The sequence below is a fragment of the Oryzomonas japonica genome, from assembly GCF_008802365.1.
GTDB lineage: Bacteria > Desulfobacterota > Desulfuromonadia > Geobacterales > Pseudopelobacteraceae > Oryzomonas > Oryzomonas japonica.
The window spans coordinates 1-12,779 of record NZ_VZQZ01000013.1 but is presented as its reverse complement, the minus strand read 5'-3'; the positions used below and the strand labels follow the sequence as shown (position 1 = coordinate 12,779).

General features: G+C 58.1%; 13 protein-coding genes and 1 pseudogene. 5 read left to right on the top strand and 9 right to left on the bottom strand.

Going from position 1 to position 12,779, the window contains the following annotated elements; genetic code table 11:
• Window positions 1–2: 2 nt before the first annotated feature.
• Genes F6V25_RS16245 through F6V25_RS16235 form a run of 3 tightly spaced genes read right to left on the bottom strand, consistent with a single transcriptional unit; the run spans window position 3 to window position 2,968 of the window.
• Window positions 3–383 carry a DUF4124 domain-containing protein gene (locus tag F6V25_RS16245; protein WP_151129661.1) on the bottom strand — a complete coding sequence of 127 codons (381 nt, stop codon included), beginning with the start codon at window positions 381–383 and terminating at the stop codon, window positions 3–5.
• Between the two features lie 47 nt (window positions 384–430).
• Window positions 431–1,264 carry a rhomboid family intramembrane serine protease gene (locus F6V25_RS16240; protein WP_151129660.1) on the bottom strand — a complete coding sequence of 278 codons (834 nt, stop codon included), beginning with the start codon at window positions 1,262–1,264 and terminating at the stop codon, window positions 431–433.
• Window positions 1,265–1,321: 57 nt separating this feature from the next.
• A complete protein-coding gene (locus F6V25_RS16235; protein ID WP_151129659.1) occupies window positions 1,322–2,968 on the bottom strand; it encodes a putative manganese-dependent inorganic diphosphatase in 1,647 nt (548 codons plus the stop codon).
• Window positions 2,969–3,140: 172 nt separating this feature from the next.
• Here F6V25_RS16235 and F6V25_RS17120 point away from each other — a divergent pair, with 172 nt between their 5' ends.
• The 4 genes from F6V25_RS17120 to F6V25_RS16215 all read left to right on the top strand — a co-directional run bounded on the left by F6V25_RS17120 (window position 3,141) and on the right by F6V25_RS16215 (window position 6,891).
• Entirely contained in the window at window positions 3,141–3,560 is a 420-nt protein-coding gene (locus F6V25_RS17120) for a MauE/DoxX family redox-associated membrane protein (RefSeq protein WP_191966238.1), read from the top strand.
• Between the two features lie 190 nt (window positions 3,561–3,750).
• Window positions 3,751–4,254 (top strand): ferritin-like domain-containing protein, encoded by a 504-nt coding sequence (locus F6V25_RS16225; RefSeq protein ID WP_151129657.1) that lies wholly within the window; start codon window positions 3,751–3,753, stop codon window positions 4,252–4,254.
• 51 nt (window positions 4,255–4,305) lie between these two features.
• Complete coding sequence (locus tag F6V25_RS16220) at window positions 4,306–4,749, top strand: tetratricopeptide repeat protein (protein ID WP_151129656.1); 444 nt, start codon at window positions 4,306–4,308, stop codon at window positions 4,747–4,749.
• Between the two features lie 72 nt (window positions 4,750–4,821).
• Complete coding sequence (locus F6V25_RS16215; RefSeq protein ID WP_151129655.1) at window positions 4,822–6,891, top strand: fused MFS/spermidine synthase; 2,070 nt, start codon at window positions 4,822–4,824, stop codon at window positions 6,889–6,891.
• Here F6V25_RS16215 and F6V25_RS16210 read toward each other — a convergent pair.
• The 3 genes from F6V25_RS16210 to F6V25_RS16205 all read right to left on the bottom strand — a co-directional run bounded on the left by F6V25_RS16210 (window position 6,888) and on the right by F6V25_RS16205 (window position 8,406).
• On the bottom strand, window positions 6,888–7,124 hold the full coding sequence (locus F6V25_RS16210; RefSeq protein ID WP_151129654.1) for a 4Fe-4S binding protein: 237 nt from the start codon (window positions 7,122–7,124) through the stop codon (window positions 6,888–6,890). The genes F6V25_RS16215 and F6V25_RS16210 overlap by 4 nt on opposite strands.
• On the bottom strand, window positions 7,094–7,255 hold the full coding sequence (locus tag F6V25_RS17115; RefSeq protein WP_191965748.1) for a hypothetical protein: 162 nt from the start codon (window positions 7,253–7,255) through the stop codon (window positions 7,094–7,096). The genes F6V25_RS16210 and F6V25_RS17115 overlap by 31 nt, the downstream gene beginning before the upstream one ends.
• Before the next feature lie 80 nt (window positions 7,256–7,335).
• A complete protein-coding gene (locus F6V25_RS16205; protein WP_151129653.1) occupies window positions 7,336–8,406 on the bottom strand; it encodes a branched-chain amino acid aminotransferase in 1,071 nt (356 codons plus the stop codon).
• Window positions 8,407–8,648: 242 nt separating this feature from the next.
• On the opposite strand from F6V25_RS16205, the gene F6V25_RS16200 reads away from it, so the two are divergent.
• Entirely contained in the window at window positions 8,649–9,416 is a 768-nt protein-coding gene (locus tag F6V25_RS16200) for a formylglycine-generating enzyme family protein (RefSeq protein ID WP_151129652.1), read from the top strand.
• 42 nt (window positions 9,417–9,458) lie between these two features.
• Here F6V25_RS16200 and F6V25_RS16195 read toward each other — a convergent pair whose 3' ends face one another.
• The 3 genes and pseudogenes from F6V25_RS16195 to F6V25_RS16185 form a co-directional block, all read right to left on the bottom strand.
• Window positions 9,459–10,007, bottom strand: a complete 549-nt coding sequence (locus F6V25_RS16195; protein ID WP_151129651.1) for a DUF2269 family protein — start codon at window positions 10,005–10,007, stop codon at window positions 9,459–9,461.
• 282 nt (window positions 10,008–10,289) lie between these two features.
• Window positions 10,290–12,401: a hypothetical protein gene (locus tag F6V25_RS16190; protein WP_151129650.1), complete on the bottom strand. Its 2,112-nt coding sequence runs from the start codon at window positions 12,399–12,401 to the stop codon at window positions 10,290–10,292.
• A 27-nt stretch (window positions 12,402–12,428) separates the two neighbouring features.
• Window positions 12,429–12,779 (bottom strand): annotated as a pseudogene (locus F6V25_RS16185) (cytochrome c3 family protein); the annotation flags it as partial.

Here is a 12,779-nt window from a genome sequence, read left to right as displayed (position 1 = left end):
GGTTATTCATCCCCTGAGTGAATTCTGCGCCTCACCCTCGGCCGGATAGGTACGCTCTGTGCCGGTGGCGTTCCGGCCGGGGTGACAACCGGTTGTGGACCAGGGTTCGGCGGGGCAACCTGGGGGGACACCGGTTTGTCCTGTGGTTGGGCCGGAGGTTGCGTGGGCGTGGCCTGTTGGGGTGGTGCTGTGGCTGGTGCGGCCGGTGCTCCGGCCTGGACCGCCTCTATGTGCAGAGGCTTTGCCCGTGCCTTGTAACGCGCGGGAATCTCGTACTCCTTGTTGGTATAGTGGGCCACCCCCCGCCCATCGATCCACTTATAGACATCGGCCTGGGCGCTGGATGCCAGCATCAGCGCCATGACCACCAGCAATCGTTTCATGGTCTACTCCCTCTCTGTTGTCCCTCTTGATGCACTCACATCTAACATCAATGACCGATCCCGAGGGTGACGAGCACAAAAATCCTCCACCCAAGCAACCCCACCGTGGCTCCGGCACACAGTAGGGCCAGGAGCCGATGCAAGGCGTTCTCCTTATTGCGCTCATCATACCCCAAAAGCAGCCCCAGTACGATCCCGCCGACAATACCGCCGCCATGGGCCCAGTTGTTGATGCCCGGCATAATGAAGCCGAACAGCGCCAATCCGAACACCCAGCCACTGACCTCCCGAAAGACTGTGGCCCCGTAGACGCCGCCACGACTGCGGCCATAGTAGAGCAACGAACCGATGAGGCTGCAAATGGCCCCCGAGGCGCCTATGGTAAAGGGAACCCCCGCCAGATAGGAAACAAGGTAACCGCAGACGCCCCCCAGGGTGTAGATAACGAACATGCGGCCTGGCCCGTACTCCTGGGTGACCCAGGGGGCTATCTGGCGCAACGCCATCAGGTTGAAGATAAGGTGCAGAATGCCGCCATGCAGGTAGTTGGCGGTGATCACCGTCCAGTAACCGTTGTACCCGTCAATGGGCACCGTTCCGGTCGCCCCCAGCAGCATAAGGCCCGTCTGGTCCGGGCTGAGCATGGACAGCAGGCCGGCGGCATTTCCGCGCCCCATGCTGAGGATGATGGAGAATGCATAGATGATGATATTGACGGTGATGATGGCCTTGACCAGCCAGGCCCCATCGACCCCGCCCTGCACCCAGGCTGTGGGACGCCACCAGGCACTGGAACGTTGCGCCCCGCACCAGGAACAGACGGATTCTTCGCTGCCGATCAGTTGACGGCAGCGGGGACAGAGCATTGCCTTTTGCGTCATTATGGTAACTCCATCGGTAATTTTAGTGTCCTGTTTCTGCCAAGCGACGGCAGGTGGTCAGAGCGCCCCCAGCACCTTCAACAGGTGGGGCACCATCTGCTTCTTGCGGGACATGACCCCTTTCAGTTCATACAGGCGGGGCTCCAACTGGGGATACCCCATGATATGGGCCAGTTCGTTTTTCCCCTCCACCAGGAAAAGCGTGCTTTCGGTGTAGATATCGGTCACCATCAGGCCCGCCATGTGCAGCCCTTCCTCTTCCTTGACCTGTTTCAGCACCTGACGCAGATCGTCTTTGATCTCGTAGAACTCGTCGAAACCGACCACCTCGACCTGGCCGACGCCGAAAAGGGTATCGTGGGCCGTGAAGTGTTTGAAGTCGGAGCGAACCGCCTTTTCCAACGACCCATAGGCCTTGAAACCGCTGCACGAGGAAAAGATATCCCTGCCGAAGGCCACGTGGTCCAGGCCGGCCCGTTCTTCCAGCCAGGCCACCATCTCCCGGTCCCGTTCAGTGGTGGTGGGGGATTTGAGGATGACCGTGTCGGACATGATACCGGCCAAGAGCAGGGCAGCGATCGGTTTTTCCGGCTCCAGCCCCCGTTCCCGGTAGAGGGTCGCAACCACCGTGCAGGTGCTCCCCACGGGGGCCGTCATGAACGTAATCGGTTGATTGCTGGGGGGGTTGCCCAGCTTGTGGTGGTCGATCACCTCCAGAATCTCCACCGTATCCGCCCCCGGCACGGCCTGCCCCAGTTCGTTGTGATCCACCAGGATCAGGGCATAGGGGAAAGAGGCGAGAAGCGACGACTTGGTGGCGACCCCGGCGATGGAACCGTCCTCTTCCACGGCCACCACCGCAGGCTCGCCCGAGTGGAGCAGCTTGAGGCGCAGGTGTTCCAGCGGTTCGCCGACGCCGATCCGTTCAAATCCCGGCTCGATGAAACAGGCCAGGGGCGTGGAGAGGCGGGCCAGCCAGGCGGCCGTGGCGGTGTCGTGGGGCGTCGAAAGGATTGCGACGCCGGCCTCCCTGCCTTTGGCGACCAGATCGTCCCCGACCGCCAAACCACCGGTCACCACCAAAATCCGCACCCCTTTGTCGATGGCCGCCTGTTGGATGGAGGGGCGGTCTCCGGTCATGACCAGCATGGTCGCCGGGTCATAACCGGCAATTCTGGAGAGGAAGGAATCCTCTTCCATGGCGCCGATGAAGAGGTGGAGGTGCTCCAGTTCGTCCGACGCTCCACCAGACAGAAAGGTTGCATCCAGGCTGCCGGCAAGAGCGGAGAGCGAGCTGTCCACACCCCGTTTGCGGTCGGAGCCTGCCACCAGATATTTTTCCGACAGTTTGAGAAGGGAGACAATACCGATGGGAGCATTCGCCCCATCCACCACCGGCAGCACCCTGATACTGTGGCGATGGAACAATGCCAAGGCTTCCCTGAGCGGCATTTCCGCCCCGGCGGTGACCGGTTGGCGCTTGATGACGTCGCGCACCTTGGGGTGAATATCGGCCAGGTAAACCGGCAGCTCAATGCCGAGGCGGCCAAGGATATAAAGGGTTTGGGGGTTGGGCGAGCCCGCCATGGCAGCCTTGACGTTGGCATGGCCGAGTTGTTTCTTCAACTCCGCGTAACCGATGGCCGCCGCTATGGAGTCGGTATCGGGGTTTTTGTGCCCGATGACATATATCTGTTTGTTCATGGTTGCTCCTGCACATTTTTGTGGGGCCAGTATAGGGATGGCGGACGACATTGTCAAACAGGCCCCTGCCCCCCGCCACGCGACAGTCCGCAGAATGGCGGATTTACATTGGTGCAAAATCGTGCTACATGTCCATTTTACAATATGTTATGAGCCTCCAAAAGGAACCATCATGAAAATAGCATTGCGCATAGTGCTCGGACTGATCCTGCTGACTGCCTCAATCGCCAAACTGAGCAACATGTCGGGCTTCGTAGCGGTACTGCATTCGTATCACATATTTCCCCAGGGACTGCACTGGCCGGCGGCAATCATGATCAGCGGCGTCGAACTGGTGATCGGTTCATGGCTTTTTTGGGGGCGCCATCTGCGGCAGGCGGCCTGGACCTCGTTGGTGCTGCATAGCGTCTATGCCTGTTTTGCCGCCTTCATGCTCCTGCGCAACGTGCCGATTCTCAACTGCGGCTGTTTCGGTTCCTACCTTGCCCGTCCCCTTTCATGGATGACGGTGGGACAGAACCTGGTACTGGTTGCCCTGTCGCTGCTGTTGGCCCGGCTCGCCCGCCCGGTCAGGTCGTTGTACACCCGCTGAGCAGAGCCATCGTACCGAATGAAAGCATCTTTACCAGTGTGATGCACACCATTTATTAAACGGCAGCAAGAGGTTTTCGACTGTAACCCCCTGCCGTTTCGGCACAATGAGACAGAAGTTTGCCATACACGATCACGTTCAATCATAGCGGCTGCTTCGTTGCAACACAATTAATGGCAAGGAGGACATCATGGGATCAAGAGCACGCGAAATCATCGGCATGAATGTGGATGAACTCATCGATCTGTTACGACGGGCCTTTTGCGATGAGTGGTTTGCGTACCATCAGTACTGGCTGGGCGCCAAGCTGGTGAAAGGCCCCATGAAGGACGCGGTCGGGGCCGAACTGCTCCAGCATGCCACCGAGGAGTTGCTGCACGCCGATATGGTCGCCCTGCGGATCATCCAGCTCGGCGGGACCCCGGTCACCAAGCCGGAAGAGTGGTACAAGTTGACCAACTGCGGCTACGACGCCCCGGACGATCCGTTTGTCAAGGTCATCCTCGACCAGAACATCAAGGGAGAGCAGTGCGCCATCGGCGTCTATAGCCGACTTCTGGAGGTAACCAAGGACAAGGATCCCATCACCCACAACATGGTGCTGCAGATCCTCCAGCAGGAAATCGAGCATGAGGAAGACCTGCAGGCGCTTCTGGAGGATTTTGAATTGATGATGAGGGCCTTCAAGGGGTGAGAACCGGAAGGTCGGACCACACCTCCATCAATCATCCACCGGGAGTTATGCATGACCGATAGTGATGCGCGCAAGGAGTTCGATAATGGCCTGATCCTGTTCAAGGCCGGCAGTATCCTGAGGGCATTGGGACATTTCGAAAGATCCATGGATGCGCAGCCAACCTCCCTCTGTGCCTCCTATTACGCCTATTGCATGGCAAAGGAGCGGGGCCATGTCACAAAGGGGGTGGCCCTGTGCCGCGAGGCGTTGGCACAGGAACCGGGCAACCCGGTTCACTACCTGAACCTTGCCCGCATCCACCTGTTGGGGCCAAACAAAGAGGATGCCCTCAAGGTTCTCAGGGAGGGGATCCAGCACGCCCCTGATCCGGAACTTGCTGCGCTGCTTGCCATGGTCGGCGTGCGGAAACCGCCGGTCATGTCATTTTTGCATCGCGACAATCCCATCAACAAATTCCTCGGCATCCTGCTCAAGAGACTTGGCATGCGCTAACGTTCGGTGCGTTCAGTCATGGGACACGGGGCAGAGGGGTCGTTGAAAGAGATGCAACCACGGGAGGAACCGATGCCCCTGCATACCATCACGATCTTCCTCGGCTCGTTCCTCCTGTTCCAACTCCAGCCGCTTGTTGGACGCTCCATCCTTCCCTGGTTCGGCGGCGGGCCTGCCGTCTGGGCGACCTGCATGGTCTTCTTCCAGGTCGGGCTTTTTGCCGGCTACTCCTATGCCCATGGCGTCTCGACCCTGAGCCGGACGCGGCAGGCCTGCATCCATGGCGGGCTCCTGATCGCTTCCCTCATCCTGTTGCCGGTCTCTCCCGCCGCGGATATCTGGAAACCTGCTCCGGGGAGCCCACCCGCACCGACGATCCTTTCGCTCCTGGTGGCCACCATCGGGTTGCCGTACCTCACGCTTTGCGCCTCAGCTCCCCTTGTCCAACACTGGTTCCAGCACGATGTTCCGAAGCATTCGCCCTACCGGCTCTACTCCTTCTCCAACATCGCCTCGCTGTTGGCCCTTGCAAGCTACCCGTTCGTCGTCGAGCCCCTGCTCTCCCTCCGGCATCAGGCCATTGTCTGGAGTTGGGGGTTCGGCCTCTACAGCTTGGCCTGTGCCGCCTGCGTCCTACGACCGGTTCTCTCCGGCACATTTCGCACCGCCATAACCACAAATGGCGGTCAGCCAGAACGAAGTGAGGATGTGATCGGACCGGCGATCTCAGCCGTCGACCTGCTATTCTGGCTGCTGCTCTCGGCATGTGGTTCTGCCCTGCTGCTGGCGACAACGAACCAGCTCTGCCAGGAGGTGGCGGTGATCCCCTTTCTCTGGGTTGCCCCCCTCGCCCTCTACCTGTTCAGCTTCGTTATCTGTTTCCGCAACGACCAGAGTTATGACCGGGTTCTGTGGGGCATCCTTCTGCCCGGCTTTCTGGTCCCCGCCTGCTCGGTCTTCGCTTTGGGCACCAGGGTGGCATTACCGCTGCAGATCATCGTCTACCTCGCCGCACTGTTCGCCGGCTGTATGGTCTGCCATGGCGAACTGGTGCGCTCCCGCCCCCACCCCACCCGCCTGACGACCTTTTACCTGGCGCTATCGGCAGGCGGGGCGCTGGGCGGTATGTTCGTCGCATTGGCCGCGCCAGTCCTTTTCACCAACTTTTGGGAGTATCCGGTCACGTGGTGGGCCACCTGTCTCACCGTTGTTGCCGCCTGGCGCCGAAGCGGCTTCTTCAGCCGCGCCCCGCACTGGCTGATGCCGCTCGCAGGCTGCGGCATCGTTCTGCTCGTCATTACTACGGCACGCCCGCTGCTGAGTTATACGCCTTATACCGACACGGTCACCCGCAATTTTTACGGGGTCCTGCGGGTGGTAAAACACCTGGAAAACTCCGGCGAAATGCGGACCTTGATGCATGGTGCCATCACCCACGGCATCCAGTTCGTGGAACCGGGGAGACGCCGCCTCGCCACGTCGTACTATGGCCCCGGGAGCGGTGCCGGGCTTGCCCTGCTCCTCCATCCGCGCCGCGCACTCCACCTGCCGTTACGGGTCGGCGTTATCGGTCTCGGGACCGGTTCCATCGCGGTGTACGGGCTTTCGGAGGATCTGTTCCGGTTTTATGAGATCAACCCGGCGGTCATCACCATTGCCCGGGAACGTTTTTTCTACCTTGCCGATTCCGCTGCCCGGATCGAGACGGCTACCGGCGACGCACGGCTGTTGCTGGAAGCGGAGCTTGTATCGGGACGGCAGCAGCAATTCGACATCATGGTGGTGGATGCCTTCAGCAGCGACGCCATCCCGATCCATCTTCTGACCAGGGAATGTTTCGCCGTGTACGGCCGCCATCTGCGCCCTGACGGCATCATCGCCATCAATGTCACCAACCGTTTCCTCGACCTCGCCCCCCTCATCAGAACCGAGGGAGAACTGGAAGGCTTTCGCGTAGCGTCCGTCAGTTCACCGGCCGATAGCCCAAACGGCATCTTCAAGGCCGACTGGATGCTGCTCACCAAGAACGCGAAATTCATAAACGATGCCACACTGCGGAGCAGGCTCGCGCCACTACCGCCAGCGGCGCCCCGGCCCTGGACGGACGACTACGCCAGCCTGTGGCCTTTGGTGAAGTTCTAGGGGGTGTCCGTAATGAGCGCACCGATGGGGCAACTCGCGATGCAGGCGCCGCAACGGGTGCAGCGCTCCGCGGACACGATACGGGCCGTCTTGCGGTGTCCCTGTTGTTCAAGCGTCACCAAATGGAGAAGACAGGCGGCCACGCACCGGCCGCAACCGGAGCAGTGATCGACGGCCACGCGGGGTACTGACGGGGAGGAACCTAAAAGAGGCCCAGATCGAGCTGTTTCCATGTGAATTCAGGCTTCTGGGTGGTACGGCTGAAGGGGTAGTAGCGGGGACACTTGGCAACGACGGCATTTGCCGCCTGTTTGCACGTGCGGCGACATGAACCGCACAATCGGTTGGGGGATGCCTGCTTCATTTCCTTGTTCCTGGGGGACATGGTTACCCTCATAGGTCGGGGGAGCGGTTTGACGCGCCGCTCCCCCGGTTCAGTCATTTTCAGGCTACAAAACGTACCCAGTCGAACGTATCGGCGATCTTGCCGGTCTGGATGCCGGTCAGGGTGTCATACAACCTTTGGGTCAGACGTCCCACCCCCTGCCCCACGGAGACGCACTCGTCCTTGTAGCAGAGCTTGCCGACCGGCGTAATCACCGCTGCCGTACCGCTGCCGAAGGCCTCGGTGACCTTGCCGCTCTTGAAATCGGCCATCAGTTCGTTGACATCGATGGGACGTTCCTCCACCGTGCATCCCAGGGTCGTGGCCAGCTTGAGCACCGAGTCGCGGGTAACACCGGCAAGGATCGAACCGGCCAAGGGGGCGGTGACGATGTGGTTGCCGTAGACGAAGAACATATTCATGGCCCCGACCTCTTCGATGTAGCGCCGTTCACGGCCGTCCAGCCAGAGCACTTGATCGAATCCCTTTTTCTTGGCATCCTGGCCGGCCTTCATCGAGCTGGCATAATTACCGCCGGTTTTGGCTTCGCCGGTGCCGCCCGGCGTGGCGCGTACATACTTGTCTTCCACCAGGATGCTGACCGGATTGAATCCGGCGGCATAATAGGCGCCCACCGGTGAGGCAATAACATAAAAATAGTAATGATCGGAGGTTTTCACCCCCAGCACCGGCTCAACGGCGATCATGGCGGGCCGGATATAGAGGGAGGTTCCGGGTGCGGTGGGAATCCAGTCGCGCTCCAGGGAAACCAGCTTCTCGATACCGTTCAAAAAGAGTTCTTCGGGAACCTCGGGCATGCAGAGGCGTTCCGCCGAGGTTTGAAAACGCCGGGCGTTCATCTCGGGACGAAACAGGGCGACCCTGCCGTCATCCCACTTGTAGGCCTTGAGCCCTTCAAAAATCTCCTGGGCATAGTGAAACACCAGACAAGCCGGGTCGAGCACGAACGGCTCGTAAGGTTTGACGCGGGCATCGTGCCACCCTTTACCGGCACTCCATTCGGCCAGAAACATCCGATCGGTAAATATCTTGCCAAAGCCGAGATGCGACTCGTCCTTGAATTTTGCCTTCATCTTATCAGCGGACAACGGTAGTACTGAAATATCCATGAAGCGCCTCCGGAAATGATGCCATGACAGTGTCATAGTAATAATTTGTCTAGAAACTATATCAATTTCCTCTAGCACTTTCAACCCTAGTTTTGATGATGTAAAAAGGGCAAAAATAAGGCATATTGTCAAATTATGCCGCGGCGCCGGCTACGGGCCCAACTGGAAGCGGCTGCGGTATTCACGCCCATGGGAGCATCGTGCAGCTATTCCGCTGCAAAAAATGAAATGGAGGCATTGTCATGAAAAGATTGCTGTCAGTCGCGGCCTGCATTGGGCTCATGCCCCTGTTTGCAGCAGCGCCGTCCTTTGGAGAGGCTGTCAAGGATTATACCGATTCCCCTACCGGCATCCGGTTTGCCCGCATCACCGGCGGCTGTTTCAAGATGGGCGACACCTTTGGCGATGGCGCCAGCAACGAGAAACCGCCTCACGATGTCTGTGTCTCCGACTTCAGCATGGCAAAGCAGGAAACGACCCAGAACCAATGGAAAGTGGTGATGGGGAACAATCCGTCGTTTTTCAAGAGCTGCGGTGACGATTGTCCGGTGGAGAACGTAAGTTGGAATGACGTGCAGGAGTTCATCAGCAAGCTTAACAAACTAAGCGGCAAGGAGTACCGCCTGCCTACCGAGGCAGAATGGGAGTACGCCTGCCGTAGCGGCGGCAAGAGCGAAAAATTCTGCGGCGGCAACGATGCGGAGGCCGTGGCATGGTACTTCAGCACCTCGGGCGACCGCACCCAACGTGTGGCGAGGAAGCGGCCCAACGGTCTGGGCATCTACGACATGAGCGGTAATGTCTGGGAATGGGTCGGCGATTGGTATGACGAGAAATTTTCCAGCATCAAGGACAATCCCCAGGGGCCTTCAACCGGCTCAAACCGCGTCATCCGTGGCGGCGGCTGGTTCATGCTTCCCAAGAATGTCAGGGCCTCGGTGCGCAGTTCCCTGGAGCCGGAAGTGCACACCTATGACGTGGGATTCCGTCTGGTCATTACGGCCCCCTGACCCACCGGGTCAGGGAACGGCAGAGGCGCCGAAAGCGGCTTGTCACTCATCTCTTTTGTAACCGAAGCGTTCCCGGCAGTGGATGCAATTCTTATGGTCGGCACATGGTTTCAAGAGGGAGATGAGAATCAGGTAGAGCAACATGATTTCCTGGACCACGAGACTGATATGGTTCAGGTAGTAGGTGCGATAGTAGCCGGGTATGGTAAAGACCATGAACTGGTTGATCTTGCAGATGATCTCCAACTCCCGCAACCACGGGGCAAGCCATATCAGGCCGAACGCCACGGCAATCAGGCTGCCCAGCCATTTTTTGATCACCCACCGGCAGGCAAATAATTGCAGTTTTTTGCAGAAGCAGAGAAATACTCCGCTCAATATACTGATGATCACCGACGGACCGATCAGATAGTTGTCCAGATAGTGGATTCCCAGGTTGAAGGCGTTCAACTCCGCGGTGCTGCCGGATTCATGGTTGAGATAGAGCAGAACCCCGATACAGACGACGGTCCCAAACCAGATGCAGGATGAAATGATATGCGTGAACTTGAGTACGATGCTGACGGTACTGTATTCCTCAAGTACCTGCATGATTTAGTACCTCCCCGCCCGTTACGCCTCTTCTCACCCTATATACTATAATCCGATGCAGACAAATTGCACATAATGTATACAGAACAACCCCCCATGTGGTCGCCCGCTCCTGTTTCGCCAGGGCTTCGTCATGCACCGGATAACGCCGGCACGGTTAAAAACAATCCGGCTAAGGAACAAGTCCGAGCAGTCTGATTAATCGACAACCCAATAAAAAACCCCGCCTCTTGCGAGGCGGGGCGATTTCCAACTATGCATTACAAGTTGCCGTGTTCCTGATTACGGCCGAAGTCTCAGCGGAGTCGGCGTTGTACCTTTGGTGTCGGTATAATGCGTACCAGCCAACCATGCCATTGATTCCGTGGCAAGGCCGGTACCGGCCAGAACCGTACTGCCGCCAGAAGCCCCCGGTGTCGGGTTCAGAACGTTTACGTCATAGCCTGTGTAGACGCCAGCCAAGCCAGCTACTGACGCTGCAGTCATGGCCCGAGCGGTAGTCAGGGAGGTGAAATCCATCTTGTTGTTGTCCAGGTAATCGACGGTGTCATACACAACCCGCTGGCTATAGGTGCGGGCATGGAGGTATGCGCCAGGATCGCGGGCCAGGACATTAAGGTTGTAACAGGCGCCCATCAGCCTGTAAGCCTGTACCTGGGTAAGCCCCCCGGTCGGAATGACCGTTATGTTGGCGTTGCCCAATGCGGCAACCGCAGCATCGGTGACTCCGGCAACATTTTTACGAGTCCAATCGGTAATTGCCGTCTTACCGGTGGCATCCTTTTGCATATCAAAGAAGTAAGGATAGGCGGTGCCGTCATACTTGATAGCATACTTGATCAGCAGCAGTTGCTTGACCAGGGTCAGACCATTCTGGAACGCAGTGCTTTGCGGTTCCAGCATAGCTTTCTCCATATCGGCAAGTGTTTTCATTGTGGTGTAATTGCCAGTGCCCGTACCCGTACCGCCGTCAAGATGGGGAGCATCCGCATGGCATTGGAGGCAGAGTTCCTCTGCCGTTGCTTCGTCGATCTGCAGACTGTGCCCGGCGCCCGGGCGACCAGCGGCGGGAGGCGTAAAACCATTGCCGGCGACAGGATTATACGCCTTCATGTGACAAGTAACGCAGGGACCGTTGGAAGCGATGGCGGTCGCGTCACCAGCCGCAGTAAGATAATCCTCGCTGTTAGCAATAAGCGGCGTGCCAAGCCTTCTGTGGGCGCTGTTCTGTCCAAGGGCAACGCCATCGGGTGTGGTGGTGTTTAATGCTGAAAGCGTCTGGTTGTAGGTTCTGGTGCTGGCAAATGTAGCACCTTCGTTGCTGGTGGCTGCCGGAGCGGTCAACGTGGTGAAGTTTTTGAAGCCTACTTCCATATACATGGTGCCGGCTGCGGCCATGTAATGGCTATTCTGGAATGAAGCATTGGAGAGGTTCCAATTGCCGGTAGCAAACATTTCCGTCAGGTTGGGACCGGCAACCCTGCCGCTGTGGCAGGAAATGCATATGTTTGAATGGCCGACATCCGGGAATTTAGCCGCTTTGTGGCTCTGAACGACCTTAGCTGTGACCTTGTCCGTCATATTGACGTTGTAGAAGGTAGAGACAGCGTTTACTCCCCGTACTGAGAAGCTGTCGTTGTAGTGGCAGGCATCGCATTTGAGCGCCGAGTTGACCTTTGGATCACCCGGGAGGTTAGCGACGCTGGTGAAGTTGCTCTTGGTAAACTGCACGAAACCGTCGGCGGTATGACAACGTAGGCAGTCACTGGCAGGGATGACTTGCGAAAAATCTTCGCTGCCGCCGGTAATCAGCCACTTATGGCTCGAGCTTGGCACCCATGCAGCGCCGGCAACGTCGCCATGGTCGGACGCCGCCCATGCTTTACGCTCCGAAGCGCCGAGGCCAGTGTCTGGATTGTGGGGTTCGTGACAGAAAGTGCATCTTGTCGTGTCGGCGCTGGTTGGATTGATGTACTGGACACGATAGCTGGTAATGTTTTGGAAGTGGGCCACTTCTGCGGCGGTAGGAGTGCCGAATGCACCAATAAATGCAGGTTGATGACAAGCCCAACATCTTCCGGCAGTATCAGGGTTCGGGTAGGGCATGGGGCCGACGCCATTATGCTGTGAACCGCCGCCGTGGCAGTCCTGGCAACCAATAACTTCGCCGACGCTGTTCTTGAAATGCTTTGATTGAACGTATTCAGAGTAAATAGGCATACCGCTTTGTGCGTTATATGACGAGCCATGGCATTGGGCACATAAAGCTTCGTCCACCTTGGGCACATCGCTTGGAAGTATGCCCGCTTCTTTGCTGCTGGCGCCACAGCCGTTCAATAATACGGCACAAGACAACGCGCCCAGCAACATCATGCTTAACTTATTGATCTGCATAGTTTCCTCCTTCAGTTTAATAACGACCTAAAAGGTTCCCGACAGGTGACACTGCAAGCAAACCTTGCCGCCGCTTCTGTCTTTGTAGTTGCCGCCCTTGAAGCCTCGCGGATGGGGGTTCACACCGCTCGTTGTCGCGCTGTGGCATTTCTTGCAGGTGTCGCCGTCAGCATGGCACGTCTGGCACGCCTGCAGGTTCCGCCGCGCTTCGGTCGCATGGTCCATGCCCCATCTGTTCCCGTTCACCGCCTGGCTGTTGTGGGATTTGAAACCCAGTGATTTCAGGCCGGCCTGGGGAAGTTTGCTGTGGCATGCCGTGCAGTATTTCTGATCATGGCAGCGATAGCATTGCTGCTGGTTGTCCTGAGCCTTGATCGG